Origin of the sequence: Pseudonocardia sp. Ae505_Ps2, from assembly GCF_001932425.1 — a bacterium.
GTDB lineage: Bacteria > Actinomycetota > Actinomycetes > Mycobacteriales > Pseudonocardiaceae > Pseudonocardia.
Window position 1 is genome coordinate 1,885,738 of sequence record NZ_MCIP01000001.1, and the last position, 26,537, is coordinate 1,912,274.

The window sequence follows — 26,537 nt, forward strand, 5'->3', positions numbered from 1 at the left end:
ATCAGGGACGTACGCGGTGTAGCGTCCCCCGCGTCGGGCTTCCCGGGTGGTCGCATCCCAACTGGGTTCCCAGAACCTTCCGACGAGCTCTGCCATTCGGTCACGTACCTCGTAAAGTTGTCCGGCACAGCCCAGTAGTGAACTTTGAGGGGTCAAAGTTAACCACAACGGCGGGCGGGTGAAGGAAAGCCCGGATCAGCTCGCCAGCGCTCGCCGCACGAAGGCGACCTCGGTCGCGATCAGGTCCAGCTGGTCGGACACCACCAACGAGCCGTGTCCGGCGTCGAACCGGCTGACCTCGTAGGGCACGTCCCCGCGCGCGGCCAGCGCGTCCAGGTAGTTGTCGATCTGACGGATCGGGCAGCGCGGGTCGTTCTCCCCGGCCAGCACCAGGACCGGCACCCGGACCTCGTCGACGTAGGTCAGCGGCGAGGCCTCCCGGTAGAGGTCGGGCAGCTCGTCGGGGGAGCCGCCGAACAACGCCCGGTCGAACGCGCGCAGCTGCTCCATCTCGTCGGCGTAGGCGGCGGCGTAGTCGGCCACCGGCACCCCGGCGACGGCCGCGGCCCACCGCTGCGGCTGCGTGCCCGCCGCGAGCAGCGACAGGTATCCGCCCCAGGACCAGCCGTCGACGACGCAGCGGGCCGGGTCGACGGTGCCGTCGGCGACCAGCGCGTCCTGCACCGCGGCGACGTCGGCCAGCTCGGTCAGCCCGGGGCGGCCCTCGATCGCGTCGCGCCACGCCGAGCCGTAGCCGGTGGAGCCGCGGTAGTTGACCTCGACGACGGTGAACCCGGCCTCGACCCAGGTGGCCCGACCGGCGTCGAAACGGTCCTCGTCGGCGGCGTGCGGGCCGCCGTGCAGCACGAACACCGCGGGCGCCGGGCCGTCGTCGGTGCGCGGCGCCTCGGCGACGAGGCTGTGCACGGCGCCGCCGGGGCCCTCGGTCCACACGTCGCGCACGGCGACCGAGCCGGGCGGGCGCTCCCCGGGCGGGGCGACCAGGACGTCGTCGGTGCCGTCCGGGCGCAGCGCCCGGATCTGCGACGGGGTGGCCGCCGACGACGCGGAGTACTCCACGGTGCCGTCGTCGCGGACCTCGGCGGACCCGACGCAGCCGGGCGCGGTCGGAAGCGCGGTCAGCTCGCCGGAGTCCAGGGCGTAGCGGAACAGCCGGGTCCTGGCGGCGTGGGTGTGCGCGACGAGCAGTGCCGAGGCGTCCGGGACGAAGCCGCCGACGAGCTCGCCGGGCAGGTCGATCGCGAGCTCGGTGACCTCGCCGGTGGTCGGGTCCCAGACCAGCAGCTCGTCGCGGCCGCGGCGTTCGTGGCCGACGAGCAGCCGCTGGTCCCCGGCGACGGGGGAGAACTCCAGCGCGGCGAGGCCGCGGCCGGGCCCGTCGTGCAGTTCGGCGACGGTGTCACCGGTGGCGACGTCGAGCACCCGCAGCGACGGGTGGCGGGAGTCGCCGTGCTCGGAGTGGGAGATGGCGAGCAGCGTCTCGTCCTCCGACAGCGCGCCGACGCCGGCGTCCTCGGTGTGCCGGTAGATCTCGCGCGCGTCGGTGCCGGAGCCGCGCTCGTGCACCGACAGGACGGTGCCGTCGTCGGTGGACACCCCGACCGCGGTGACGCGGCGGCCGATCTCCAGGCCCGCCGGGTAGCCGTCGCCGACACCGGGGACGGCGGGCACGGTGTCGGTGCCGGGGCCGGAGGCCCACGGCTGGGCGACCCAGTGGCCGAACTCGTCGCCGTCGGTGTCGGCGAACCACCAGATCTGTCCGCCGTCCGGCGGCAGCACGGCCGAGGTGGTGCCGTTGCGCCGGTCGGTGACCTGGCGGTGCTCCCCGGAGTCGCGGTCCCACGCGTGGATCTCGAAGGTGCCGGTCGCGTTGGAGACGTAGACCGAGCGTGCCGGCGCGTCGCGGGCCCAGCCGGGGCGCGACATGCGGACCGCGGTGAACCGGGACCGCCAGCGCTGCTCGCGCTCGTCGTCGAAGAGCGTCGGGGGAACGGGGGCGATCGGGTGCTGGCTCACGACCCGATCGTGCCGAATGCCACGAACGGGTGCACCGGGCGGGGTCTGCGGCCGCGCATCCGGCAGCATGGAGGCATGCGGAGACCGGCCCGGCTGCTGCTCGCCGGGATGCTCGTGCTCCCCCTGGCCGCCGCGGGCTGCGGTGCCGTCGGACCGACGACGGGCACCGTCGCGGCCGGGCCGACCGTCACCGCGTCCGCCGACTCCCACGGCCTGACCCCGGTCCGCTTCGACCACTGGGAGGCACGGCCGGTGACCGCGGTCCCGACCGTGCGGGTGAGACGGGGTACGACGGTGGTGCTCACCGTCGGCAGCGACGTCGCGCGCCGGGTGCTGGTCCCGGAGCAGGGCCGCGCCGTCGACGTCAGCGCCGGGGGCACCGTCACCCTGCGCTTCCTCGCGCTGGGGACGTTCACCGTGCGGGTGGCCGAGCCCGGTGCGGTCCGTGGCGGGACGATCATCGGCCGGGTCGAGCCCTGGCACTGACCCTCCGGGGGGATCAGGCGAAGGCGTCGGCCCGGTCCGCGATGGCGCGCAGCCCCTCGGCGATGTCCACACCGGACGGCGCGGTGTCGGGGTCGACCATCCACTGGACCATGAGCCCGGTGAGCAGCGCCTGGTAGACGGAGCCGAGCACGTGCACGCGGCGGTCCGCGGCGGCCGGGTCGTCGGGCAGCGTGTGGAAGGTGAGGGCCAGGCCCTCGCGGATCTCCCGCTGGGCCTCGGCGAGCTTCGCGCGCAGCTCGGGCAGCCGCTCGGCGTGGGCGAGCGCCTCGACGTGGGTGGCCCACAGCCTTCGCTGGGTGGAGAACAGGCCGACCACCCGGCTCCAGGTCTCCTCGACCCGTCGCTGCGGGTCGGTGGGCCCGCCGGCGGGCTCGGCGAGCGCCCGGTCGAGCTCCTCGCCCCAGGCCGTCGTCGCCCGCAGCAGGGCCTCGGTGAGCAGGGCGTCCTTGGAGCCGAAGTGGTACCCGATGGAGGCCAGGTTCGTCCCGGACGCGGCCACCACGTCCCGTGCGGTCGTGCGGCCGAACCCCTTCTCGTAGAGGCACTGCGCGGCCCCGTCCAGAAGCTCCTCGCGGTGTCCCATGATCGCGGAACCTATCGGGTCGTCACGGACGTCCGTACACCGGCCGTTCACCCGGTCTGCCACCCTCGTGCAACGCTTGCGTGACGCCCGTCACGGCAGGTAAGGACTGTCGTGACGGTGTCCTCGACGGAGTGGGCGCCGGAGCGACGAGGAGTCACCGTGAGCAGACTGCGATTCGGCACCTTCCTGGCCCCGTTCCACCAGCCCGGGCAGAACCCCACACTCGCGTTGCAGCGCGATCTCGAGCTGGTGGAGCACCTCGACCGGCTCGGCTACGACGAGGCCTGGATCGGGGAGCACCACTCCGCGGGCTCGGAGATCATCGCGTCGCCCGAGATCTTCATCGCGGCCGCCGCGGAGCGGACCCGGCACATCCGGCTGGGCACCGGCGTCACCTCGATCGCCTACCACAACCCGTTGTGGGTGGCCGACCGCATGGTGCTGCTCGACCACCTCACCCGCGGGCGGGCGATGCTCGGCTGCGGCCCCGGCTCGCTGCCGACCGACTCGGCCATGATCGGCCTGAACCCCACCGACACGCGCGAGCTGCTCGAGGTGAACCTCGACATCATCATGCGGCTGCTGCGCGGGGAGACCGTCACCGCCCGGACCCGCACCCACACCCTCGTCGACGCCCAGCTGCAGCTGGCGCCCTACTCCGACCCGTGCTTCGACATCACGGTCGCCGCGGTGGCCTCGCCGACCGGGCCGCGGATGGCCGGGCAGCACGGGGTCGGGCTGCTGTCGATCGGCGCCACCCTCACCCAGGACGGCTTCGACGCGCTCGCCCACCACTGGGGTGTCGTCGAGGAGCGCGCTGCCCACCACGGGCAGCCGACACCGGACCGCAGCAAGTGGCGGCTGGTCGGGCTGATGCACGTCGCCGAGACCCGGGAGCAGGCCTACCGCGAGGTCGAGTACGGCATCGAGCACTGGTTCCGGTACTTCCAGAAGGTCGCGGCGTTCCCGCAGATGGCGGTGGCGGGCGGTGACGTCAAGGAGATGATCGACTTCATCAACGACGCCGGGATCGGCGCGATCGGCACCGTCGAGGACGCGAAGGCCCAGGTGCGCAAGCTCGTCGACCAGTCGGGAGGGTTCGGCGCGTTCCTGCTGCTCGGCCACGAGTGGGCCGACCCGACCGCGACGAAGCGCTCCTACGAGCTGATCGCCCAGCACGTCATGCCCGAGTTCCAGGGGCAGGCCGCGGGCACCCTGGCCGCGAAGGACCGGGCCAGCTCCACGCGGGAGAAGCACGCACAGAGCCAGCTCGACGCCGTCGACACCATGACCAAGCGCTACGAGCAGGAGCGGTCGGGCGGCTGAGCCGTCCCGGCGCGGCGGTCAGGCACCGCTGCGCCGGGCACGGCCCGCACCGGCCACCCACAGGGTCAGCAGCACCGCCCCGGTCGGCGCCGAGAAGATCAGGAACCACAGGGGGCTGAGGTCGGTGAGCAGCGCCAGCACCGTGGTCCCGGCCGCGGCCGCGGCGGTGATGCACAGCCAGATGATCGACAGGACCTTCATGGCGATGCCGCCGGGGCTCGCGGCGAACACCAGGCCGTCGCGACGGCCGGGGTTCCGCTCGGCGGGCAGGTCCCGGGTCACCCGGCCCAGGTCGCCCCGGGTGCGCATCCGCCAGACCTCGGTCAGGCGCTCGTCGTACTCGGCGAGGTCGAGGTAGCCCTCGGCGTGGGCGGCACGCAGCCGGTCGGCGACGGCCTGGCGTTCGGCGTCGGAGATACGGATCTGCTCGGGGCCCACCACCTCGTCCACCTCCTCGATGATGCCCGTCCGCGGCCGGTCCGTGCCAGCATGACCGCTGTGGCGGCGAGGGTGGTCCCGGCTCGGGCGCGGTTCGCGGCCGCCGTCGTCGTCGCGCGGCCCGGCACCCGGGTGCTGGAGGTGGGCTGCGGACCGGGCGCGGTGGCGTCGTTGGTCTGCCCCGCGCTCGACCCGGGCGCGGGTGGCGCGATGGTCGCGGTGGACCGCTCGGCCGTCGCCGTCGCGCGGACCGCCGAGCGCTGCGCGGCGTTCGTCGACGACGGCGTCCTCACCGTCGTGCGGTCCGATCTGGCCGGGCTGCGGCTCGCGGCCGATTCCGTGGACGTCGCGTTCACGCTGAACGTCAACCTGTTCTGGACCCGCGACCCCGGCCCCGAGCTGGCGGTGCTGCGTGGGGTGCTCGCACCGGGCGGGGTGCTGCACGTGCTCTACGAGGGCGCCCCACCGGCCGCGGTCACCGCTGGGCTGGAGCGGCACGGCTGGGAGGTGTCCGTCGTGTCGGGTGCGGGCGGGGCGGGCGTCTCGGCGCGGCCGGGCTGACAGACGGGTGCCCGGCGGGACCTCGTCACCGCCGGGCACCGTGTCGTGGACCCAGCCTTACTCGCAGGCGATGCCGTCGTCGTCCCGGTCCAGCGCCGAGCGGTAGCCCGGGGCACCGCGGTACAGAGGGGCCGCACCGGCGTTGCGGGCCGCGGTGCAGTTGGCGTAGTAGGCCGACCCACCGCCGGACGAGGGGGCCGGCGCAGCGGGTGCCGGTGCCGCCGGGGCGGCCGGGCGCGGGGCCGGTGCGGCCGGGCGCGGCGCCTGCGGGGCGGGGCGCGGTGCGGCGACGGCCGTGTGCGGGGCGGGCGGGGTCGCGACGAGCGGCCGTGCCGGCGCGGGCACGTACGGACGGTCGACGTCGGTTGCCACCGGCGCGTCGGTCGCCGCCGCGGCGGGGGCCACCGGCACGGCCGGTGCCGCGGCCTCGGTCAGCGTGACCGCGGCGGCGCGGTCGTACGTCGTCGATCCCACCGGGTCCTGCGCGGTGACCGTGCCCGCGGCGACCCCGGCGGCCGCCGGGGAGGGCGGGCCGAGCACGACGTGGGTGAAGCCGGCCTGCGCCAGGACCTCGCGGGCCCGGGCATCGGTCATGCCGACGACGTCCGGCACCGCGACCGGGGCGGGGGCGGCTGCGGGGACGGGGGCGGCCGGTGCCGCCGCCGGCAGCGCCGGCTGCGGTGCGTTCGCGGCACCGATGACGCCGATGGTGGTCGTCAGCAGACAGAGCACGCTGCCCGCCACGCCCAGGGCGAGCCCGGCGCCGCTGCGCCCCGCCGTCGTGGTCGCGCCGGTGCGGAACCGGCGCCGACCGGCCTGCGAGAGCGCCCATGCCGGCACCGTCACGAGCAGACCCAGGAACGGGACCCACCCGGCCACCAGCCCCACGATCCCCAGCCAGAAACCGGCGGTCGCCGGGGTGTTCCCCCGTCGCACGACGGGGATCGGCTGCGTCGCCGGCTCCACGGCGGGCCAGGACTGGGTGGCGGTCATGGGAGGTCCTCTCACGGTGGTCCTACCGGAGCTGCCCGCTCCGACGAACGACCTATCGAGAGGTGTGACGTGGCCATTACCGCCCGTCATCAGGGTTGATGACGGCGCCTGCGGTCAGGGCGTGAGCACCAGCTTCCCGACCGCGGAGCGCTCGGCGTAGGCGCGGGTCGCGGTCGCCGCGTCGTCCAGCGACAGGGTCCGCGGGCGGGCCGGGTGCAGCTCCCCGGAGCCGATCCGGCGCAGCACGTCCTCCGCCAGGTCCCGCGAGGCGGCCGGGTCGGTGCGCGACCAGTCGCCCCAGTCCACGCCGACGACGGTCCGGTTCCGCAGCAGCACGAGGTTGGCGGGCAGCTTCGGGATCGTGCCGGAGGTGAAACCCAGCACGCAGAACCGGCCGCCGGCGGCGAGCGCCCGCAGCGCGGCCTCCGCGGCGTCGCCGCCGACCGGGTCGATCACGACGTCCGCACCTCCGCCGGTGTGCCCGCGGATCGTGTCCTTGAGCGAGTCGTAGCCGACGGCGACCTCCGCCCCGGCCTCGAGCGCGGCCGCACGCTTGTCCGGGGTGGACGCGACGGCGAGCACCCGGGCCCCCGCGGCGCGGGCGTGGTCCACCGCGGCCTGCCCGATCCCGCCGCTCGCCCCGAGCACGACGACCCACTCACCCGGCCGGACGGTGACCCGGTCCCGGAAGGCGAAGGCGATCGTCCCGTGGCTCTCCAGCGAGCTGGCCGCGACGCCCGCGTCGACCTCGTCGGGTACCGGGACCAGGAGGCCCTCCGGGACGACGGCGTGGCTGGCGAACCCGCCGAAGCCCGTGAGCAGGGCGGCGACCCGCCTGCCGTCCGGGGTCGTCCCGGCGATCGCGCTGCCGGGTGTGAACGGCAACGGCGGCCGCAGCTGGTAGTCGCCGCGGGCGATCAGCCCGTCGACGAAGCTGACCGCGGCGGCCTCGACGGCGACGAGCACCTCGCCCGGACCCGGCTCGGGGGTCGGTTCCTCCACCAGCTCGAACCGCTCCGGATCGGCGAACTCCCGGCAGACCACCCGTCGCACCACGCCTCCTCGCGTCGTCCACTGCGTCCGTGGGTGAGCCTCGCACGCGGTGCCCGGCGATGATCGTCGGTGTGGCCGTGGTCATGACCGCGCCGGGTAGGCCTCCCGCAGGACGTCCCGCACGCTGCGCGGGTCGCGCCCGGTGATCCGGCGCACCGCGTCGCTCGTGCGGGCCTGGGACCCGGTGGCGATGAGCCCGTCGAGCCCGGCGAGCACGGCGGCGTAGTCGGCGGGCATCCCGTCGGCGACGAGCCGGGCGGTCATCTCGGACACGGTCACCGGCCGGTGCCGGGCCGGCCGTCCGGTGACCTCGGTCCAGACCGCGCACACGTCGTCGTAGGACAGGGCCGCGGGCCCGGTGACCACCACGTCCGGTTCGGGTGGTGCCGGGGCGAGCAGCAGCGCGGAGGCGACGGCGGCGATGTCCCCGGCGTCGACGAACGGGATCCGGCCGTTCCCGGTGGCGGTGACCAGCTCACCGGCGCGCAGCCCGCGTGCGGTGAGGTGGTCACCGAGCAGGTTCTGGGTGAACCACGACGGACGCAGCACCGACGGCTCCGGGACCGTGTCCAGGACGAGGTCCTGCACCGCGCCCAACCCGGGCGTGCCGCGCTCGACGGCGGCCGCGCTCAGCAGCACCACCCGGCGCAGACCGCGCCGGACCGCCCGCTCCAGGACGGGGGCGAGAACGGGGGCCGGGTCGGGAGTGGCGAGCGGCGGGAGCAGGTACAGGCTCTCGGCACCCTCGAACGCGGAGTCGTGGGTCGCCGGGTCCAGCCAGTCGAACCGAGGGGACGTGGACCGGGCGGCCCGGCGGACGTCGGCCCCGGCGGCCTCCAGCAGGTCGGCGACGCGGCGCCCGGTGGTGCCGGTGGCCCCGGTGACCAGGACGGTCATCGGGCGGCCTCCGCCAGTCCGGTGCGGCCGAACACCTGCTGGACCTCCAGCGGGCTCCAGCGGTCGAGGTGTCCGGTGATGCCTTCCGGGCCGACGGTCACGACCGCAACCTAGCGCAGCGTGTACTCCGCGCGGGGAGCCGGGCGCCGCGAACGGGAAGGTCATCGTGCCGTCGGGTGCCCAGGGCGCGGCGAAGCCCGCCATGTCGTGAGCCAGGATCCGGTCCAGGGCCGCGTCCACGGCAGCGTGCCCGTCTGGCGCGTGGCGGTGCACGGCGGTCCGATCGACGACACGGGCGCGACCGCCCTCGCCGAAATCGTCACCCGGGGGATGACCGCGCCGCGCTGAGCCGGCCGGGTGGTCTTCGTGATCCACTGTCGCGCGGGTCCGGCCCTACTCCCGCCGGGCGCGTCGAGGGAGGAGCATGGTGGGCGTGTCGTCCGACCGCACGGAGCCCGGGTCCGAGGACGACCTCCGGTCCGACGGTCGCAGTACGCGCTGGGACGCACACCGCGCGCGCCGTCGCGAACAGGTGGTCGACGCGGCGCTGGTCGTGCTGGGCCGTGACGGGGAGGACTTCGGCCTGGACCAGGTGGCGCACGAGGCCGGGGTGACCAAGCCGGTGATCTACCGGCACTTCGGTGACCGGGCCGCGCTGCTCGACGCGATGGCCGAGCGGGCGACCGACCGCCTGATGGGACGGCTCATGCCCGCCCTGTACCGGGAGAGCGCGGTCCGGACGCGGATCCACGACTCGGTCGACGCGGCCATGGGCTTCTTCGACGACTCACCGGGTGTCGACCTGCTGTTCCGTCGCCGACTGCCCGGCCAGCGGGGCGAGGTCGTCGACGCCGGCCGGGAGTTCATCGCCTCCGCACTGACCGGCCTGCTCGGGGCCTATGCCGAGATGCTCGACGTCGACGAGTCCGGCCTGGTCCAGGTGTGGTCGCAGTCGGTGGTCGGCGCGGTGCAGGCGACCGCGGAGTGGTGGCTGCGCGGCCGGGCGACCGGGGACACGCTGGATCGCGCCGTCGTCACCGACCACCTGACGGACCTGATCTGGGTGCAGATCGAGGGGATGGCCCGACGGCGGGGGCTCACTCTGGGGCCCGAATCTTTACACCCAACGAGAGCCGAGCCGAAATAGGCGTTACTCCGCGTATAGAGTACCGTCGCGAGCCGGTCGCCCCGGCAGGTCTCGGACCCTCGTGGCGGCCACCGGATGTATCTGTGCACGGGCCCCGCCGGCGGGGAACTCCGGGCGCGCAGTCGTGCGGAGGTGGAGCCATGTCCGAGGGGGCGAACGGCGGGGGTCGGCCGGGTCCGGTACCGGTCGACGATCTGGCGCCCGGTGGGCCGCGGGCGAAGGCCCGGGGCTGTTTGTGCTCGGTTCTCGCGAACGCGGCGTTCCGGTCGGGGAGCGAGAGCAGGCCCTGCATCGATCCACGCTGCCCGATGCACGCCGACACGTCCGAGGACTGATCCCGCCACGGTGGGGCGCTCCGGCGCCCCGCCCTACCCGGCAGGGCGGGGTTCGCCTCGGGGGATGTGTTCCCCGCCCTGCCACTTCCCCTCCGCAGGAGACGATCGTGTTCGACCTGGAGCGCGTGACCGCCGAGCTGCAGCGTGAGCTGGGCGCGGTCCGCGAGGAGCGCCCCGGTGTCCGCCATGCCGGGCTCGTCACCCAGCTGCGCCTGGCGGGGGAGGTCGGCGTCCGCGACGGCACGACGACGATCCGCGCCGAGTTCGACTCCCCGGCGCCCGCACTGCGGATGCGCTCCGAGCTCGGGGCGCTGCACGGCCGGGGCGGCCTGCGGGCCGAGGTCGTGACCGGCGGCGGGGGGACCCTGCGCTACCAGGTGCGGGTCACGGCGCCCGGGACCGATCTGGCCCGGGCGACGGGGCTGGTCGACCGGACCGGACGGCCGGTGCTCGGGCTGCCACCGGCCGTCGTCGCGGCGGGGCCCGCCGTGGCCGCCGGGGTCTGGCGTGGGGCGCTGATCGCGCGGGGCCGCGTCGCGAGGCCGGCCGGGCGGGTCCGGCTGGTCGTCAGCTGCCCGGGCCCGGCCGTCGTGCTCGCGCTGGTCGGCGCGGCGCGTGGCCTGGGGGTGCTGGCCGCGCCGCAGGAGACGGTGAGCGAGCACCGGGTCGTCGTGCGGGACCCGGAGAGTGCCGAGGCCCTGCTGCGCAGCGTCGGGGCGCCGGGTGTGGCCGAGGTGCTGAGCCGGGTCCCGGTCACCCCGCGGGGTACGACCGGCACGGACGGGTCGCTGCAGACGGTGAACGCCCGTCGGGCCGCGACGGCGGCCGCCGCGACGACCGAGCGGGTCCGGGTGGCGCTGCGCGTGCTCGGTGACGACGTCGCCCCCCATCTGCGGGAGACCGCGCTGCTGCGCCTGGAGTACCCGTCGCTGTCCCTGGCGGAGCTCGGTCGTCTCGCCGACCCGCCGCTGACCAAGGACACCGTCGCCGGGCGGCTGCGCAGGTTGGTCCGGCTGTCCGGCGTCGACGGATCCGACGAGGACTGAGCCCCGCCCGCCACGATCCGCCGTTGCGGCGTGCTCGGGGTACGGTGTGGACTCAAGCATTCGCCGCCTAAATTCGTCGAAATCGGGAGGTTGCTTTTCCATGCCTCGGTCCGACTCAGTCGCCAAGAATCCAGAAAAGGGATACGTCGCTCTTCTCGGGTGGAGTCTCAACGCGGTGGAGGCGATCGACCGCTTCGACCGCCGATACGTCGTCGTGGCCCCGGACTGGGCGGAGGAGTATTGCAAGGAGCACGAGATCCCGTACGTCCCGTGGAATTTCGAGCGGCTGAACGACCGTTCGATGGAGATCGCGGAGACCTTGCAGGAGATGGGCGTCGACGTCGCCATCCCGCTGTTCGAGGAAACCGTGGAATGGGCCGGCGCGATCAATTCGGTGCTGCTCGACAACCCGCGGCTGTTCGGGCAGGCGATGCTGCTCCGGGACAAGGCGTTGATGAAGCGGCGCGCGCAGCTCGGCGGGATCCGGGTGGGCATCTTCGAGGAGGCCCACGACCGTGACGACATCGTCCGCTTCCTCAAGCGCGTCAACCAGACCCTGCTGAAGCTCGACGGCGACCCGAACGACCCGATCCACATCAAGGCGTTCGACAAGGCGGGGTGCCTCGGGCACCGCGTGGTGCGCACCTACGAGGACATCGACAACATCCCGGACGAGGAGTTCCCGCTCCTGATGGAGTCCCACCTCGACGGGTGGGAGTTCGCCGTCGAGGCGTGGGTGCACAAGGGGAAGATCAAGTTCCTCAACATCTCCGAGTACGTCACCCTCGGCTACTCGGTGTTCGTGCCGGCGACCCCGGAGCTGGAGAAGTACCGGCCCGCGATCACCGCCCAGATCGAGAAGCTGATCAAGACCTTCGACATCGAGTTCGGCTTCGTCCACCCGGAGTACTTCGTCACCTCCGACGGCGAGATGTACTTCGGCGAGGTCGCGTACCGGCCGCCGGGCTTCAAGGTCTTCGAGCTGCTCGAGCGCTCCTACGGCTTCAACGCCTACCAGGGCCTCGTGCTGGCGTTCGACCCGAAGACCACCGAGGAGGAGATCGACGCCTTCTTCCCGAAGGAGGTCGAGGGTGCCTCCGGCGTGGCCGGCTGCTTCGGGGTCTACCCGCGCCGCCGCGTCGTCAGCAGCCTGCAGATCCCCGAGGAGACCGAGGACGACGACTACTACGAGTCGCACGACCTCACGTCGCCGGTCGAGGAGACGGTGACGAAGAGGACCGCGTTCGGCACACACTGGGGTCTGCTGTACTTCTTCGGGGACGACCCCTACCGGATGCGGGATCTGTTGAAGAAGCAGGAAGAACTCGACTTCTACGTCTGAGGGCGGGTACCCCGCCCACGGCCGTGGAGCCCGAACGAGGGAAGCCGTGTGAAACCGACCGTCGACGTCGCGAGTGGGACCTCCGTGCTGGACAGGCGCCTGGTCTCGCTCGACGACGCCACCCGCGACCTTGCCCGGACCACGGACTTCGGCAAGACGACGAAGATCCGCAGGGTTCTGGAGCAGCTCCGTCGCGTGCTGCTGCAGGAGGGTGGCCCCGCCGCCGTGCAGGCCCGTGCCCGGCAGCTGGAGGAGGCCGGCGTGTTCGCCGGCACCGACTGGGCCCAGCCCGACATCCTCGTCCCGGCGTTCGTCGGGGCGGGGCTGCACAGCGGCGTCGCCGACACGGTGGTGATGGAGGCGACCAGCGAGCTGCGGATGCTCGCGGTCGCCCTGGGGGAGTACGACCACCCCGCGATCTCGGCCGACGAGGCCCGCCAGTTCCTGTCCCAGGTGCTGGCGATGAACCTGGAGCTGCTGTTCACCCCGCCGACCGAGGCGGAGCGGGTCCACGAGGGCCGGACGGCCCAGATGATCCGCGACCTGTTCCGCCACATCGCCGAGGGCATCGGCTACGACAGCATCCTCGACAAGCTGGTCGCCGAGATCTGGCGGATCCTGCGCCAACGTCCGATCCAGGTCGACCAGGTGACGTCGCTGATCACCCGGCTGTCGGTGTGGCGCGGCGACCCCAGCGTCGACCTGTCCTCCGGGCAGGGCCTCGATCGGCTCATCACCGCGCTGTTCGGGACCACCGAGGCGAGTCGCGAGGACCCGGGCATCGACGTCTTCCGCTCGCGTCTGGAGGCGATGGACACCGGCGGCCTGCAGTACGAGGCGGCCGGGTTCGCCCGGGCCATGCACGACACCGGGCTCGTGTCGCCGTACCACGCGGAGCTGCTGCAGTTCCTGCGGCACGAGAGCGACTACCTGCTCGCCGAGGCGCTCGGCCTGTCCGACACCGGCAAGAACTGCCTGCTGCGCTTCCGCGACCTGGTCCACCGGCTGATCGAGGAGGCCGTCACCCCGCACACCGCGCAGTGCATCTACGGTCTGGCGTTGCTGCTCGACCGCGGGATCCTCTACGAGCCGCCGGTCGTGCCCGGGCTGTGGCGCCAGATCGCGCTCGAGATCGGCCCGGCCGCCCGGGAACGCCTGGTCGCCGCGTTCGGCGAGCAGCCCGAGCCCGAGGTACGGCTGCTGGCCGGCGTGCTGTCGATGCTGGGCCAGCCGCTCGGCGTCGGGCAGGGTGACAACCCCACCTGCCAGTCCGCGCGCGCCCTGTCGATGTGGGCCTACAACGACCCGGACTACCTGCTCCAGATGGTCGTCTGGGCGGCCCGCGACGACGAGATCGTCATGCACTTCGAGGGACAGCGGATCTCGTCGCAGGAGATCGGGGCCGGGGTCGCGGAGAAGCTGCCGATCGACCTCGACCCGGTGTCGCTGGTCGTCGTCCCGCACCTGGACCGGATCTACGCCGAGATGGGCCGTCGCTGCGCGGACCGGCCCGGGGACCCGCACCGCTGGGTCAACCCGGAGTTCCACGGCTGGTGGGCGGCCCGCGGCTTCCACATCAACGTCGACGTCGAAACCGGCAACCTCATCGACCTCGACGCCTTCCTGCGCCAGTTCCACGCCGGCTACCACCCCGCCTACAACGGAGGGCAGCCGCTGATCCACCCGCAGCCCGCCGGGATCGCGGTGACCGACAGCGCCGCCCGCTACGTCGGCTGGCACGCCATCGCGATCCTGCGGGTCGCGCCGGACCCCAGCGACGTGATGCGGGTGTACTTCTACAACCCGAACAACGACAGCGGACAGGACTGGGGCGACGGCGTGGTCGTCTCGACCGCGGGCAACGGGGAACGCTTCGGCGAGGCGTCGCTGCCGTTCGACCAGTTCGCATCGCGGCTCTACATCTTCCACGGCGACCCGCTGGAGCTCGGCGAGCCCGGCCGGGTGCCCGCCGAGGTCATCGACACGATCGTCGGCTACATCGAACGCAGCTGGGGTGTCGACCGGCTCCCCGCCGGCGCGCTCCAGGCCTCCGACGGCCCGGCGGCCCCGACCGTCTGACCGGGCCGTGGGGGAGGAACGCCGCCAGGACCCGCCTGCGCCCGGTGCCGCCGGAGGGGCTCCGCCTGCGCCTGGCGTCGTCGGTGCGGTGCCGCCTGCGCCCGGCGCCGTCGCCGGGGTGCCGACGGTGCTCGGCGCGGCCGGAGCGGTGCTGCTGACCGGCGGTGCCTGGGCGGTGGTGCTCCGGCCCGAGGCGGCGCTCGCGCTCGGCGCCGCGGTGGCCGGGATGGGTCTGGTCGTCGTGGCGTGGCTGCTGCTGGTGCGCGCACCGGTGGCCCCCGCCCACGCGGTGCGTGCGCTGCTCGCCTGGGCCGCGCCGCTGCTCGTCGCGCCGCCGCTGTTCTCCCGCGACGTGTACAGCTACCTCGCCCAGGGGATGGTTGCGCTCGGCGGGGCCGACCCGCACCGGACCGGCCCGGCGGCCGGGCTGCCCGCCGGGTCGCCGGTCCTCGCGCGGGTCGACGGCTACTGGCGGGAGACGCCGTCGCCCTACGGGCCGGTGACCGACCTGTGGCAGAAGGCGGTCGCCGCCGTCGCCGGGGACGGGGCGGTCGCCGGGGTGGCGGCGTACCGGATGCTCGCCGTCGTCGCGGTGGCGGGGATCGCGTGGGCCGTGGTGCGCCTGGCCCGCGTGCACGGGGTCCCGCCCGGGACGGCACTGGCGTGGGGCGTCGCGAACCCGCTGGTCCTCTGGCACGTCGTCGGCGGGATGCACAACGACGGGCCGATGCTCGCGCTGCTGCTCCTGGGGCTCGCCGTCGGGCTGCGCGGGCCGCGGACGTCGCTCGTCGCCGGCACCGCGCTCGTCGCGCTGGGGGCGCTGGTGAAGGTCCCCGCGGCGGCCGGGCTCGTGGTCCTGGCGGTCGCCGCGACCCGGTCCGCGTCCGGCCGCGCCCACCGGTGGGCCGCGGTCGCACTGGTCGCGGGGGTCTCCGTGGCGGTCGCGCTCGTGGTGTCGTCCGTCGAGGTCGGCGCGGGGAGCTGGCTCGCCGCGGTCTCCGCACCCGGGCAGCTGTTCAGCTGGATGGCGCCGACCAACTGGGCCGCGGCGCTCGCGGGCGTGCTCGGCGCGGACCCGGCCGCGGCGCTGACGGTGGCGCGGACCGTCGGGACGGTGCTCGCCGCGGTGCTCGCGGCCGGGGTGCTCGTGGCGCAGGCCCGCGGCCGGACCACCGCGACGACGGCGCTCGGCCTGGTGCTCGGCGCCGTCGTCGTGCTCGGGCCGGTGCTGCACCCGTGGTACCTGCTGTGGGCCCTGACCCCGCTGGCCTGCGTGCCGCACCGCCCGCGGCCGCGGGCGGTGCTGACCGGAGTCGTGGCGGTGTCCGCGGTGCTGGTGCCGCCGCTCGCGGGGGACTTCTCCAGTCGGCCGGGGCAGCTCGCGGCCGCCTACGCGGGCGCGCTGCTCGTCGTCGGCGTGGTGGTGGCGGTGCTCGTCCGGACCCGCGCGCGGGCCCGCGCCGCGACCGGATCATGCTGACCCCGTGGTGAAGGCACTCGCGCCGCGGATCGCGGCGGTCGTCGTCGGCGGGGTGCTGCTGCACCTGGCGTTCCCGCCGCGCACCGTGTGGTGGACCGCGATCGTGGCGTTCGCGCTGCTCTGGTGGGCCCTGTCCGGGGTCCGGGTACGCCGTGCCGCGTGGCTGGGTGCGGTGTTCGGGTTCGCGTTCTACCTGGCGCACCTGATGTGGATCCAGGACTTCCTGGGCCGCGACTACGGGCCGTTCCCGTGGGTCGGGCTGTCGCTGGTGATGGCGGGGTTCCCGGCGCTCGGCGGCGCGCTCGTCGCCCTCGCCGCCCGGCTGCCCGCCGCACCGGTGTGGGGTGCGCTCGCGTTCGCCGCGCAGGAGTGGCTGCAGAGCAGGTTCCCGCTGAACGGTTTCCCCTGGGGCCGGGTCGCGTTCGGGCAGGTCGAGGGACCGTTCCTGCCGCTGGCCGCGATCGGTGGGGCCCCACTGGTGTCGGTCGCGGTGGTCGCGGCCGGATTCTGCGTGGCGGCGTTCCTGCAGCGCCCGCGCCGGGTCGTCGGCCTCGTCCCGGTCGTTGTGATCGTGCTCGTGCTGCTCGCGGTGCCGACCCCGCCCGTCGACGCCCAGGACGGCACCCGCACCGTCGCGGTCGTGCAGGGCAACGCGCCCGACATCGGGCTCGGTCTCTTCTCGGCCGGTCGGACCCTGCGCGCGAACAGCCTCGCCGAGACCTCCGTGCTGGCCGACCGGGTCCGGTCCGGCGCGGTCGCGCGGCCGGACCTCGTCGTGTGGCCCGAGAGCTCGCTGTCGACCGACGGCGTCGACCCGGCGGTCGACCGGGCCGTCGACGCGCTCGGCGTGCCGTTCCTGATCGGCGCCAACTACGAGGCGGGTGCGACCGACACCGAGAACGCGGTGGTCGTCTGGAACCCGGGGACGGGAGCGGGGGAGCGCTACGCGAAGCAGGAGCTCGTGCCGTTCGGCGAGCGCATCCCGCTGCGGGCGGTCACGCAGTACCTGACCCCGTTCGTCGCGCTGGCCGACTTCACCCCGGGTACGGCGCCCGGGGTCCTGCCCGTCGCGGGCACCCGGGTGGCGACGGCGATCTGCTACGAGACCGCCTACGACCACGTGCTGCGCGACGGCGTCGCCGACGGTGGTTCGCTGCTGGTGATCCCGACCAACAACGCCTGGTACGGGCGGGGCGAGATGACCTGGCAGCACCTCGCTATGTCGCGGCTGCGGGCCGTCGAGCACGGCCGGGCCGCGGTCGTCGCGGCGCTGTCCGGGGCGAGCGCGGTGATCCGGCCGGACGGCTCCGTCGTCGCCAGGACCGGGCTCTACACCGCCGACACCCTGGTCGAGCCGGTGCCGCTGCGCACCGAGCTGACGTTCGCGACCCGCTGGGGTGCCTGGTTCGAGCACGGTCTGGCGCTCGCCGGGCTGCTCGCCGCCGCGGCCGGGTACCTGCTGCGCCGCCGGGAGCTCAGCCGGACGTCGACCGGCGCATGACCACCCGCGGGAACCCGCCGGACACCCCGGTGGTCTCCGCGGCGACCGTGAACCCGCCCGCCTCGAACAACGCGCGGGTGCCGACATAGGCCATCGTCAGGTCGACCCGGGCTCCCCGGTTGTCCACCGGGTAGCCCTCGACGGCCGGTGCGCCCTGGTCGCGGGCGTACCCGACGGCGCCGGCGAGCAGGGCGTGCGCGATGCCGCGGCCCCGGTGGCCGGCACGGACCCGGAAGCACCACACCGACCAGACCGGGAGGTCGTCGACGCGCGGGATGGTGCGGGAGCGGGCGAACGGCAGCTCCGCGCGCGGGGCCACGGCGGCCCAGCCGACCGGTTCGCCGTCGTCGTGGGCGACGACGCCGGGCGCGACCACGCGGGTCGTCAGCTCCCGGACGTACTCGCCCCGGGCCCGGCCGGTCAGGGCACGGTTCCGCGCCGCGGGCAGCCGGTGCGAGAGGCACCAGCAGACCGACGCGTCGGGGGAGCGCTTCGGGCCCAGCAGGGTCGCGAGGTCGTCGAAGGAGGTGGCCGGAGCGACGACGAGGGGCACCGCGCCACGCTAGTCCGGGAACGCCTCGGCGAGCATCCGGTGTCCATGGGCCTCGAACGGCTCGTCGCCGACCTGCAGGGCCCAGGTCGCGGTGCCGACGGCCTCGGCGACCCATTCGCGGCGCCACGGGCCGGGCTCGCGCGGGTCGCCGCCGTAGCCTTCGTGGTGGGCAGCCTCCAGCGCCGGGTCCCACCGGAACTGGCGGGACGCCAGGCGGACGAGGTCGGTGAGCGGTGGGCGCAGTGCCGCCCGGCCCAGGTCGATCATCGAGACCGCCCCGTCGTGCACCAACCAGTTGCGCGGATGCCAGTCACCGTGGGTGGGAACGAGCCGGGCCGCCGGGACCGGCCAGCCGCTCACCTCCGCCCGCAGCCGCGCGAGGATCCCGGGTGCGATGCGGTGCGGACGCCCGAGCCTGGTCAGGACGGTGTCGCGCAACTGGGCGCCGTAGCCGTCGTCGTCGACGGCTACGCGGTCGTGCAGCAGTGCCAGCAGCTCCCCGGCCCCGCGGTAGGTCGACGGCTCGTGCTCGGCGGGTGTGTCCTGCACCAGGGCCCCGGGCAGGTAGCGGGTGACCAGCAGCTTCGCGTCGGCATCGGCCCGGTGGAGCTCCGGCGCACGACCGCGGGCGACGAGCGGGGCCAGCCACTCGCGGTGGGCGCGGATCTCCCGGGCGATGTGGGCGTCGGCGTCGTCGCCGGCCTTCACGACGAGGTCGACGCCGTCGTGGCGAACCCGCAGCACCGTGGTCCCGACCAGGCCCCAGCCGAGGTCGGCCACGACCTCGTGCCCGGGCAGCCAGGATCCGAGCAACGAGGCCTGACGGGCGGACAGCGGCACGGCACGACGCTAGCCGCCCGGAACACGCCGATGGCGGCACCCCCAGTGGGGATGCCGCCATCGGACGGAGGAACTACTGCCCGGCGCTACTGCCGGGCGGGGTGTCTCAGCGAGGGGACACCGAGGAGGCCTGCGGGCCCTTGGCGCCCTGCGTGACCTCGTAGGACACGGCCTGGTTCTCCTGCAGCTCCTTGAAGCCGCTGCCCTCGATCGCCGAGTAGTGGACGAACACGTCAGCGCCGCCGTCCTCGGGAGCGATGAAGCCGAAGCCCTTCTCGGCGTTGAACCACTTCACGGTTCCGTTGGTCATGGTGACTCCTTGTCATGCAGCTTTCGGACGGAACAACCACGTCGTGCGGCTGCCCGGGTCAGAGGAATTCCCAGACGGCAGCCAGCTTCAGCTACACCAAAGACAGCGGATCCGCCCGCATCATCATTCTGCGGACGCCTGCGAAACACGAAACTCAGAACTACGGTGACCGAGAGGAACGCTACCGCAGCACGCCGTGTGGGCCAAACACCCGTTCCTCCCGGCGGGCCCGGAGGCGACGATCCCGGGTCCGTGACCTGCTGATCATGGTGCCGATCGTGACCCTCGTCACTGACGGTCGTCGCCCCGGGGGCCGGGGCGACGACCCGTCGTCGGGGGATCAGGCGTCGGTGGCGGCCCGCTGCCGCACCGCGATGGGTGCGCCGGCGAGGTCCTCCTCGTTGCAGAGCAGCTTGAGCTCGTAGTACGCGGCCTCCGAGGCCTCGTTGTAGTCGAGGTGGATGGCGATCACGTCCACCGGCTCGCCCAGCCAGGTCTGGGTCTCGCGCAGCCACTGCGCGGCACGTTCCAGTGCGGTCGGGAGGTCGTTGTCGCGGAACTGGACCGGGCGGAACGGTACGTCCTGGATCCCGTCGAGCTGGTGTGCCGGGCGGGGGAGGCCACCGGCCAGTCCCGCGTCGTCCAGTTCGAGCGCTACCGGGTTCTCACTCATTCCTCCAGGATCCCGCATCACGCCCTGTCGTCGCACCCCACCACCCCGGCGGGTCGCCCGTGCCCCGGTGGTTCCGACCACGGGCCGTCGAGCAGCCGGTGGCGGTCCGCTACCGGGGAGCGGTCGCCCCGTTCCAGTCGACGAGCTGGACGACGACGCCGTTGGGGTCGCGGACCTGGAAGGCTCGCTCGCCCCACTCCTCGGTGGTCAGCGGCATGGTGATGGCGACCCCCTCCTCGACGAGGCGTGTCAGCTCGCCCTCCAGGTCGTCGACGGTGAACGCGAGGATCTGCCCGGCCGCGTGGAGGCCGCGCTGGTCGTCCGGGAGCGTCTCCAGGCCGCGTCGCAGGAAGATCACGTTCATGCCCACGTCGTCGCGGGTGAGCGAGGCGAACCCGTCCGCCGCCGCTCTCGCCGAGCAGGAGGCCCGCGAGGCGGCCCTGGCATCGTCGCTGACCGACGAGCAGTGGTGGGCGGTCAACGCGCCGCTGCTGGACCGCGTGCTGGACCCGGAGGTCTACCCGCTGGCGGTCCGGGTCGGCAGCGCGGTGGGCGCGGCCCACGGGAGCGCCTGGGATCCGGATCGCGCGTGGGAGTTCGGCCTCGCGCGGACCCTGGACGGGCTCGCGGGGCTCGTCGGGGAGTAGTCCACCGGAACACGACGAAGGCCCAGATCCGCTGGATCTGGGCCTTCATGTGGTCGGGGTGACAGGATTTGAACCTGCGACCTCTTCGTCCCGAACGAAGCGCGCTACCAAGCTGCGCCACACCCCGATGGACACTCGGGTCTCCCCGTGAGCCGTGGAGAACTCTACCCGATGCCCTCCGTGGCCTGCGCGGGGGTTCCCGTCCGCGCATCGGGGCCGGTCGTCCGCGGTACGAGGGTCAGCAGCGAGGCCTCCGGCGGGCACGCGAAGCGCACCGGCGCGTACGGCGAGGTGCCCAGCCCGGCCGACACGTGCAGCCGCATCCGGCTGCCCCAGCGGCTCGCCCCGCGGGCACGGCCCCGGTCGATCCCGCAGTTGGTGACGAGTGCGCCGTAGCCGGGCAGCCGCAGCTGGCCGCCGTGGGTGTGGCCGGCGAGGACGAGGTCGTAGCCGTCGGCGGCGAAGCCGTCGAGCACCCGCGGCTCGGGGGAGTGGGTCAGCCCGATGCGCAGGTCGGCGTCGGCGTCGTGGCCGGCGATGCGCGGGTAGCGGTCCAGGTTCAGGTGCGGGTCGTCGACGCCCGCGATCCGGACCGACCGGCCGTCGACCTCGAGCAGGTGCCGGGCGTGGGTGGCGTCGACCCAGCCGTGCTCGCGGAACGCGGCGCGCAGGTCGGTCCAGGGCAGGTCCGCCCCGTGCACCCGCCTGGTGTCCCCGCGACGCAGGTAGCGGGCCGGGTTCTTCCGGGTGGGGCCGTAGTAGTCGTTGCTGCCGAACACGAACGCGCCCGGCCGCTCCAACAGCCTCCCCAGTGCGGTCAGCACGCCCGGGACGGCGTCGGGGTGCGCCAGGTTGTCCCCGGTGTCGATCACCAGGTGCGGGTCGAGCTCGTCGAGCGCGGCGATCCACCGCATCTTGCTGCGCTGGCCCGGCATGAGGTGGAAGTCCGACAGGTGCAGGATCCGCAGCGGCCGCGCACCCTCGTCGAGGACGGGCAGCTCGACCCGGCGCAGCGTCCAGTGCCGTCGCTCGATCCCCGCCGCGTACCCGATTCCCGAGGCCCCGAGCAGGGCGGCTCCGGCGGCGGTGCGTGCGAGGGTCCCAGCGATACTCACGCGATCCAGCGTACGTCGCGGGACTATCGTGGCGACCCGTGAGCACCCTCAAGGAGCAGCTGCGGGCCGACCTGACCACCGCGATGAAGGCCAGGGACGAGCTGGTCCGGACGACCCTGCGATCCGTCCTGACCTCGATCGGCAACGCCGAGGTGGCCGGTGACACCGCCCGGGAGCTCTCCGACGACGAGGTCCGCGCGGTCATCACCAAGGAGACCAAGCGGCGTGCCGAGTCCGCCCAGGCCTTCGCCGACGGCGGCCGCCCCGAGTCCGCGGACCGTGAGCGCGCCGAGGGCGAGGTCCTCGCCCGGTACCTGCCGACCCAGCTCGACGACGACGAGGTGGCCGCCCTGGCGACCGCCGCCGTCGCCGAGGTGGAGGCCGAGACCGGGGAGCGGCCCGGCATGCGGCAGATGGGACAGGTCATGAAGAAGGCGAACGCCGCCGCGGCGGGCCGCGCCGAGGGCGGCCGTGTCGCCGCCGCGGTGAAGAAGGCCCTCGCCGCGGGCTGACCCGCCCCCGTCGACGACGGGCCCCGCACCGGATCGCTCCGGTGCGGGGCCCGTCCTCGACTCAGGTCGTGGGGGTCTTGCGGGTGCGCGTCCCGGTCGACTTCGTCGTGGTGCTCTTCGCCGCCGTGCTGCGCGTCGTGGTCTTCTTCGCCGCGGCCGTGCGGGTGCCGGTCTTTGCCGCAGGGCTCTTGGCCGTGGTGCTCTTCGACGCAGTGCTCTTCGACGCGGCCGGCTTGCGGGTCGTGGTCTTCTTCGCGGGGGCCTTCGCCCGCCGCTCGGCGAGCAGCTCGGACGCCCGCTCGTCGGTGATCTCCTCGACCGAGTCGCCCTTGCGCAGGCTGGCGTTCGTCTCGCCGTCGGTGACGTAGGGGCCGAACCGGCCGTCCTTGATCACCATCTTCTTGCCGGTCGAGGCGTCCTCACCCAGCTCGCGCAGCGGCGGTGCCGCGGCGGCACGGCCCCGCTGCTTGGGCTGGGAGTAGATCCCCAGGGCCTCCTCCAGGGTGACCGTGAAGAGCTGCTCCTCGTTCGACAGCGACCGCGAGTCCGTGCCCTTCTTCAGGTACGGGCCGTAGCGGCCGTTCTGCGCGGTGATCTCGTCACCGGAGTCCGGGTCCGTGCCGACGATCCGGGGCAGCGACAGCAGCCGCAGCGCGTCCTCGAGGGTGACGGTGTCGACCGACATCGACTTGAACAGCGAGCCGGTGCGCGGCTTGGGCTTGGCCGGCTTCTTCTTGGCGCCCTCGGGCACCTCCGGCTCGGGCAGGAGCTCGGTGACGTAGGGGCCGAAGCGGCCCTCCTTCGCCACGATCTCGTGGCCGGTGACCGGGTCGGTGCCCAGCTTGCGGCCCTCCTGCGGCACCGAGAACAGCTTCTCGGCGATCTCCTCGGTCAGCTCGTCGGGGGCCAGGTCGTCGGGCAGGTTGGCCCGCTGGGACTCGCCGTCGACGATCCGCTCCAGGTACGGGCCGTAGCGCCCGACCCGGACGACGACGTCGCGGCCCTCGGCGTCGGTGAACATCGGGATCGAGTTCACCGTGCGGGCGTCGATCTCCTCCAGGTTCGCGCCGACGAGCTTCTTCAGCCCGCCCGCCTTCGCGATCTCCGACCCGGTGTCCGCGCCCTCGTCGCCGAAGTAGAAGCCGGACAGCCAGTGCACGCGGGAGTCGTCCCCGGAGGCGATGGAGTCGAGGTCGTCCTCCATGGCGGCGGTGAAGTCGTAGTCGACGAGCTGGCCGAAGTGCTGCTCCATCAGCCCGACGACGGCGAACGCCACCCACGACGGGACGAGCGCGGAGCCCTTCTTCCAGACGTAGCCGCGGTCGAGGATGGTCTTGATCGTCGACGCGTACGTCGACGGCCGCCCGATCCCCATCTCCTCCATCGCCTTGACCAGCGCGGGCTCGGTGAAGCGCGACGGCGGGCTGGTCGAGTGCCCGTCGGGCACCAGCTCGGTGGCGGTCAGCGCCTGCCCCTCGGTCAGCTCCGGGAGCCGGGACTCGGCGTCGTCGGCCTGGCCGGTGGACTCGTCGTCCATGGTCTCGACGTAGGCCTTGAGGAAGCCGGGGAAGGTGATCGTGCGGCCGGAGGACGCGAACACGACCTTCTCGCCGGTCCCCGCGGTGCCCGCGATCCGGATGCTCACGGTGGTCCCGCGGGCGTCGTTCATCTGCGAGGCGATGGTCCGCTGCCAGATCATCTCGTAGAGACGGAAGTCGTCACCGTCGACCTCGCGGGCGATCGCACCGGGGGTCCGGAAGGTCTCGCCGGCAGGGCGGATGGCCTCGTGGGCCTCCTGGGCGTTCTTCACCTTGCGCGTGTACTGGCGCGGCGAGTCCGCGACGTAGGCGTCGCCGTAGAGCTCACGGGCCTGCGAGCGGGCGGCCTCGATGGCCGTCGCCGACAGCGTCGTCGAGTCCGTACGCATGTAGGTGATGTAGCCGTTCTCGTACAGGCGCTGCGCGCTGCGCATCGTGCGCTCGGAGGAGAACCGCAGCTTGCGGCCCGCCTCCTGCTGCAGCGTCGAGGTCATGAACGGCGGGTACGGCTTGCGCGTGTAGGGCTTGGACTCGACGGAGGCGACCTCCATCGGACGGTCCTGCAACCCGTCGGCGAGGCGGCGTGCCTGCGCCTCGTTCAGGGTGACGACCTCGGCGGAGCCCTTCTTCAGCTGCCCGAGCGAGTCGAAGTCGCGGCCGGTGGCGACGCGCTTGTCGTCGACCTGCACCAGCCGTGCGCCGAACGAGCGCGGGGTGGCCTTCTCCCCGGCGTCGAGGGTCGCGGCGATGTCCCAGTACTCCGCGGAGCGGAACGCGATGCGGTCACGCTCGCGCTGCACGATCAGCCGGGTCGCGACCGACTGGACGCGGCCCGCCGACAGCTTCGGCATGACCTTCTTCCACAGCACGGGGGAGACCTCGTAGCCGTAGAGACGGTCCAGGATGCGGCGGGTCTCCTGCGCGTCGACGAGGTGCTGGTCGAGCTCGCGGGTGTTCTCCGCGGCCGCCCGGATCGCCGACTCGGTGATCTCGTGGAAGACCATCCGCCGGACCGGGACCTTGGGCTGGAGGGTCTCGAGCAGGTGCCAGGCGATGGCCTCGCCCTCGCGGTCGGGGTCCGTCGCGAGCAGGAGCTCGTCGACGGTCTTCAGCGCCTCGCGCAGCTCCGAGACGGTGCTGCGCTTCTCCGGTGTGACGATGTAGAGCGGGCTGAACTGGTTGTCGACGTCGACGCCGAGCCGCGCCCAGGACTCGCCCTTGTACTTGGCGGGCACGTCCGCCGCACCGCGCGGCAGGTCACGGATGTGCCCGACGGAGGACTCGACGATGTAGTCGTTGCCCAGGTAGGGCTGGATCTTCTTCGCCTTGCTGGGGGACTCGACGATCACCAGGCGGCGCGTCGGGCGGCCGGATGCGTTCGCCGTCGAGGTCGGCTTGCGCGTGCTGCCCCCCGACGTGCGTGCCGAACCCGTCGTTCCCGTTGTCGCTGCTGCCACGTGGTCCTACCTCATCTCCTCGGCTGCGTCGCGGTCCCTGCGACGTCGTCGCCGTTATCCGACCCCGTACAGGTGCATCGTGCGGTCCCGGAGCGTGCCGGGACGGTTGCGCTGAGCGTCTTCTTCGGGGTCGACGATCGCACGATCTCACACCGTCGTCGCTCCGTGTCGTGGCTCGTGCCACTGGGAGCGGGCGAGTCGCCAGCGTAGACCCAGCCGTAGTTCGGCAGGTCAGGCGGCCGGTCGGCCGCGGTACCGGGGCCAGTCGGCCGGATTCGTCATCCGCGGCGCGGGGCCGACCAGTTCCACCAGTCGGGCCAGTCGACGCGCTCCGTGCAGGCGTAACGCCGGGCCGGGCGCGCCGTGTTCCCCCGGGGCGAGCCGTGCCGGGGGCAGGCCGGCCCGGGTGGCGGCGGCGATCAGCGGGCCGTGTGTCCACGACGCCTGTGGATCGAGCAGCAGCAGGTACCCGCCCCGCAGGTCGGGGGTGCCCGCGGCGAGCGCCCACAGCCGGAGCGCGGCGCCGTCGAGCTGGAAGTCCGGCGGGATCTGCTTGCGACCCTCCGGCGTGCACCAGGCGCGGGCCAGGGGAACCAGGTCGCGCCGGAACGCGCTGCGCATCCCGGACGCCCCGGGGGCGAGGGTGACGCCGCGGGCCGCCGCCAGCGCGGCCAGCGCGGTCTCGCGCCCCTCGATCGGCAGTGGGACGTCGAACCGGGCCGTGTCCCCGGCGCCGAACCGCTCGATCCGCCCGGGCCCGCAGAGCAGCCCGGCCAGGTCGGTCAGCCCGGCCGGCCGGGCCTCCGCGGAGAACAGCGACATCTGCGGCACCCGCGAAGCATAGAACGCATGTTCGACCTTGCCCAGCGGGGAGCGCCGTACGGGTGACGCAGCGGGTCAGGCGGGGCCGTTGATCTTCTTGAGTGCGACGCACTTCGGTGCGGTCGCGAACGCCTTGTCCAGACGCGGGGTGGGCCCGATCTTGTCCAGCCCCTGGGCGCCGGAGATCGTCCGCAGCTTCTGCTGGGCGCCGTCGAGCTTGCCCTTGAAGCCCTGGACGTCGTTCGGGTCGATCGCGTCGACGTCCTTCTTGGCCTGGGCGATCGTCGTGCCGGACCGGTCGAGCATGTCGCGGACCGCGGCGGCCCACGCGTCGCCGCCGCTCACCGGGGACTGCCCGGCCGCAGCCAGCTGCTTCTTGCCGGTGTCGATGCCGGCCGCCACCTTGCCGAGGTACTCCGACAGGCGCGTCTTGATCCCGGCGAGGTCGGCGCCGTCGTAGTTCGGCGGGGTGTTGAGCGGCTGGTAGTAGGCCAGGGTCGCGCCACAGACCTTGTCGCCCCAGGCGACCGGGTCGGCGCCGACGCCCGCGGTCGGTCGGGGGGCCGGGTCCGCCGCGGGGGTGCCGGCCACGCTCGACGCGCAGCCGCCGGCCAGGAGCGCGGCGAGCAGGGTGGGGAGCAGGACCCGGGCGGTGCGCGCCGGGCGGGGGGTGGCCATCGTCGGGCTCCAGGGTCGGGGCCCGTGGGGGCCCGGGACACGGACAGTGGTCGACGGTAGGACGCCG

Annotated in this window: 27 protein-coding genes and 1 tRNA gene; 12 read left to right on the plus strand and 16 right to left on the minus strand. The window is 73.8% G+C overall.

Annotated elements, in window-relative coordinates; translation table 11 throughout:
* Positions 1-195: 195 nt before the first annotated feature.
* The gene (locus Ae505Ps2_RS08920; protein WP_249265240.1) at positions 196-2,037 is read right to left on the minus strand and encodes an alpha/beta fold hydrolase; all 1,842 of its coding nucleotides are present in this window, start codon (positions 2,035-2,037) and stop codon (positions 196-198) included.
* A 75-nt stretch (positions 2,038-2,112) separates the two neighbouring features.
* Between Ae505Ps2_RS08920 and Ae505Ps2_RS08925 the strand changes: the two genes are divergently transcribed.
* Entirely contained in the window at positions 2,113-2,523 is a 411-nt protein-coding gene (locus Ae505Ps2_RS08925; RefSeq protein ID WP_020623580.1) for a hypothetical protein, read from the plus strand.
* 13 nt (positions 2,524-2,536) lie between these two features.
* Here Ae505Ps2_RS08925 and Ae505Ps2_RS08930 read toward each other — a convergent pair whose 3' ends face one another.
* A complete protein-coding gene (locus Ae505Ps2_RS08930; RefSeq protein ID WP_020623579.1) occupies positions 2,537-3,127 on the minus strand; it encodes a TetR/AcrR family transcriptional regulator in 591 nt (196 codons plus the stop codon).
* Positions 3,128-3,286: 159 nt separating this feature from the next.
* Here Ae505Ps2_RS08930 and Ae505Ps2_RS08935 point away from each other — a divergent pair, with 159 nt between their 5' ends.
* On the plus strand, positions 3,287-4,453 hold the full coding sequence (locus Ae505Ps2_RS08935; protein WP_020623578.1) for an LLM class flavin-dependent oxidoreductase: 1,167 nt from the start codon (positions 3,287-3,289) through the stop codon (positions 4,451-4,453).
* An 18-nt stretch (positions 4,454-4,471) separates the two neighbouring features.
* Here the strand turns inward: Ae505Ps2_RS08935 and Ae505Ps2_RS08940 are convergent, their stop codons facing one another.
* Positions 4,472-4,903 (minus strand): DUF1707 domain-containing protein, encoded by a 432-nt coding sequence (locus Ae505Ps2_RS08940; protein WP_020623577.1) that lies wholly within the window; start codon positions 4,901-4,903, stop codon positions 4,472-4,474.
* Between the two features lie 48 nt (positions 4,904-4,951).
* On the opposite strand from Ae505Ps2_RS08940, the gene Ae505Ps2_RS08945 reads away from it, so the two are divergent.
* Complete coding sequence (locus Ae505Ps2_RS08945; protein ID WP_075308834.1) at positions 4,952-5,452, plus strand: class I SAM-dependent methyltransferase; 501 nt, start codon at positions 4,952-4,954, stop codon at positions 5,450-5,452.
* A 57-nt stretch (positions 5,453-5,509) separates the two neighbouring features.
* Here the strand turns inward: Ae505Ps2_RS08945 and Ae505Ps2_RS33975 are convergent, their stop codons facing one another.
* From Ae505Ps2_RS33975 to Ae505Ps2_RS08960, 3 genes are all read right to left on the minus strand, one after another.
* The gene (locus Ae505Ps2_RS33975; protein WP_175581810.1) at positions 5,510-6,445 is read right to left on the minus strand and encodes an excalibur calcium-binding domain-containing protein; all 936 of its coding nucleotides are present in this window, start codon (positions 6,443-6,445) and stop codon (positions 5,510-5,512) included.
* A 114-nt stretch (positions 6,446-6,559) separates the two neighbouring features.
* Positions 6,560-7,498, minus strand: coding sequence for an NADPH:quinone oxidoreductase family protein (locus tag Ae505Ps2_RS08955; protein WP_075312489.1), 939 nt, complete (start codon positions 7,496-7,498; stop codon positions 6,560-6,562).
* An 81-nt stretch (positions 7,499-7,579) separates the two neighbouring features.
* On the minus strand, positions 7,580-8,395 hold the full coding sequence (locus tag Ae505Ps2_RS08960) for an ergot alkaloid biosynthesis protein (RefSeq protein ID WP_075308832.1): 816 nt from the start codon (positions 8,393-8,395) through the stop codon (positions 7,580-7,582).
* A 207-nt stretch (positions 8,396-8,602) separates the two neighbouring features.
* On the opposite strand from Ae505Ps2_RS08960, the gene Ae505Ps2_RS31855 reads away from it, so the two are divergent.
* The 7 genes from Ae505Ps2_RS31855 to lnt all read left to right on the plus strand — a co-directional run bounded on the left by Ae505Ps2_RS31855 (position 8,603) and on the right by lnt (position 17,325).
* Positions 8,603-8,743 carry a hypothetical protein gene (locus Ae505Ps2_RS31855; protein ID WP_020623941.1) on the plus strand — a complete coding sequence of 47 codons (141 nt, stop codon included), beginning with the start codon at positions 8,603-8,605 and terminating at the stop codon, positions 8,741-8,743.
* Positions 8,744-8,828: 85 nt separating this feature from the next.
* Positions 8,829-9,542: a TetR/AcrR family transcriptional regulator gene (locus Ae505Ps2_RS08965; protein WP_170917022.1), complete on the plus strand. Its 714-nt coding sequence runs from the start codon at positions 8,829-8,831 to the stop codon at positions 9,540-9,542.
* A 442-nt stretch (positions 9,543-9,984) separates the two neighbouring features.
* A complete protein-coding gene (gene whiA / locus Ae505Ps2_RS08970) occupies positions 9,985-10,923 on the plus strand; it encodes a DNA-binding protein WhiA (RefSeq protein WP_170917023.1) in 939 nt (312 codons plus the stop codon).
* A 100-nt stretch (positions 10,924-11,023) separates the two neighbouring features.
* Positions 11,024-12,265 (plus strand): carboxylate--amine ligase, encoded by a 1,242-nt coding sequence (locus Ae505Ps2_RS08975; protein WP_043276708.1) that lies wholly within the window; start codon positions 11,024-11,026, stop codon positions 12,263-12,265.
* A gap of 84 nt (positions 12,266-12,349) precedes the next feature.
* Positions 12,350-14,344, plus strand: a complete 1,995-nt coding sequence (locus Ae505Ps2_RS08980; RefSeq protein WP_233147709.1) for a hypothetical protein — start codon at positions 12,350-12,352, stop codon at positions 14,342-14,344.
* A gap of 88 nt (positions 14,345-14,432) precedes the next feature.
* Positions 14,433-15,824, plus strand: a complete 1,392-nt coding sequence (mptB, locus tag Ae505Ps2_RS08985; RefSeq protein ID WP_075308826.1) for a polyprenol phosphomannose-dependent alpha 1,6 mannosyltransferase MptB — start codon at positions 14,433-14,435, stop codon at positions 15,822-15,824.
* Positions 15,825-15,828: 4 nt separating this feature from the next.
* Complete coding sequence (lnt, locus tag Ae505Ps2_RS08990) at positions 15,829-17,325, plus strand: apolipoprotein N-acyltransferase (RefSeq protein WP_139320150.1); 1,497 nt, start codon at positions 15,829-15,831, stop codon at positions 17,323-17,325.
* Here lnt and Ae505Ps2_RS08995 read toward each other — a convergent pair.
* The 5 genes from Ae505Ps2_RS08995 to Ae505Ps2_RS09015 all read right to left on the minus strand — a co-directional run bounded on the left by Ae505Ps2_RS08995 (position 17,300) and on the right by Ae505Ps2_RS09015 (position 20,065).
* Complete coding sequence (locus Ae505Ps2_RS08995; protein ID WP_075308824.1) at positions 17,300-17,878, minus strand: GNAT family N-acetyltransferase; 579 nt, start codon at positions 17,876-17,878, stop codon at positions 17,300-17,302. The two genes, lnt and Ae505Ps2_RS08995, sit on opposite strands and share 26 nt — an antisense overlap.
* Before the next feature lie 9 nt (positions 17,879-17,887).
* Positions 17,888-18,718, minus strand: coding sequence for a phosphotransferase (locus Ae505Ps2_RS09000; protein ID WP_075308821.1), 831 nt, complete (start codon positions 18,716-18,718; stop codon positions 17,888-17,890).
* Positions 18,719-18,824: 106 nt separating this feature from the next.
* On the minus strand, positions 18,825-19,028 hold the full coding sequence (locus tag Ae505Ps2_RS09005; RefSeq protein ID WP_020627798.1) for a cold-shock protein: 204 nt from the start codon (positions 19,026-19,028) through the stop codon (positions 18,825-18,827).
* 340 nt (positions 19,029-19,368) lie between these two features.
* On the minus strand, positions 19,369-19,701 hold the full coding sequence (locus Ae505Ps2_RS09010; protein ID WP_020627797.1) for a hypothetical protein: 333 nt from the start codon (positions 19,699-19,701) through the stop codon (positions 19,369-19,371).
* Between the two features lie 109 nt (positions 19,702-19,810).
* The gene (locus Ae505Ps2_RS09015; RefSeq protein ID WP_083695499.1) at positions 19,811-20,065 is read right to left on the minus strand and encodes a VOC family protein; all 255 of its coding nucleotides are present in this window, start codon (positions 20,063-20,065) and stop codon (positions 19,811-19,813) included.
* Between Ae505Ps2_RS09015 and Ae505Ps2_RS30285 the strand changes: the two genes are divergently transcribed.
* The gene (locus Ae505Ps2_RS30285) at positions 20,064-20,348 is read left to right on the plus strand and encodes a TetR/AcrR family transcriptional regulator C-terminal domain-containing protein (RefSeq protein ID WP_139318853.1); all 285 of its coding nucleotides are present in this window, start codon (positions 20,064-20,066) and stop codon (positions 20,346-20,348) included. The genes Ae505Ps2_RS09015 and Ae505Ps2_RS30285 overlap by 2 nt on opposite strands.
* A gap of 50 nt (positions 20,349-20,398) precedes the next feature.
* Here the strand turns inward: Ae505Ps2_RS30285 and Ae505Ps2_RS09020 are convergent.
* Together Ae505Ps2_RS09020 and Ae505Ps2_RS09025 are read right to left on the minus strand one after the other, a co-directional pair.
* Positions 20,399-20,475, minus strand: a tRNA-Pro gene (locus tag Ae505Ps2_RS09020).
* A gap of 37 nt (positions 20,476-20,512) precedes the next feature.
* Positions 20,513-21,463, minus strand: coding sequence for a metallophosphoesterase (locus Ae505Ps2_RS09025; protein WP_020627794.1), 951 nt, complete (start codon positions 21,461-21,463; stop codon positions 20,513-20,515).
* Positions 21,464-21,501: 38 nt separating this feature from the next.
* Between Ae505Ps2_RS09025 and Ae505Ps2_RS09030 the strand changes: the two genes are divergently transcribed.
* The gene (locus Ae505Ps2_RS09030) at positions 21,502-21,975 is read left to right on the plus strand and encodes a GatB/YqeY domain-containing protein (protein ID WP_020627793.1); all 474 of its coding nucleotides are present in this window, start codon (positions 21,502-21,504) and stop codon (positions 21,973-21,975) included.
* Between the two features lie 61 nt (positions 21,976-22,036).
* Here the strand turns inward: Ae505Ps2_RS09030 and topA are convergent, their stop codons facing one another.
* From topA to Ae505Ps2_RS09045, 3 genes are all read right to left on the minus strand, one after another.
* A complete protein-coding gene (gene topA / locus Ae505Ps2_RS09035; protein ID WP_305775541.1) occupies positions 22,037-24,865 on the minus strand; it encodes a type I DNA topoisomerase in 2,829 nt (942 codons plus the stop codon).
* 336 nt (positions 24,866-25,201) lie between these two features.
* Complete coding sequence (locus Ae505Ps2_RS09040) at positions 25,202-25,792, minus strand: hypothetical protein (RefSeq protein WP_337819625.1); 591 nt, start codon at positions 25,790-25,792, stop codon at positions 25,202-25,204.
* Between the two features lie 75 nt (positions 25,793-25,867).
* Complete coding sequence (locus Ae505Ps2_RS09045) at positions 25,868-26,470, minus strand: hypothetical protein (protein WP_075308811.1); 603 nt, start codon at positions 26,468-26,470, stop codon at positions 25,868-25,870.
* Positions 26,471-26,537 lie beyond the last annotated feature (67 nt).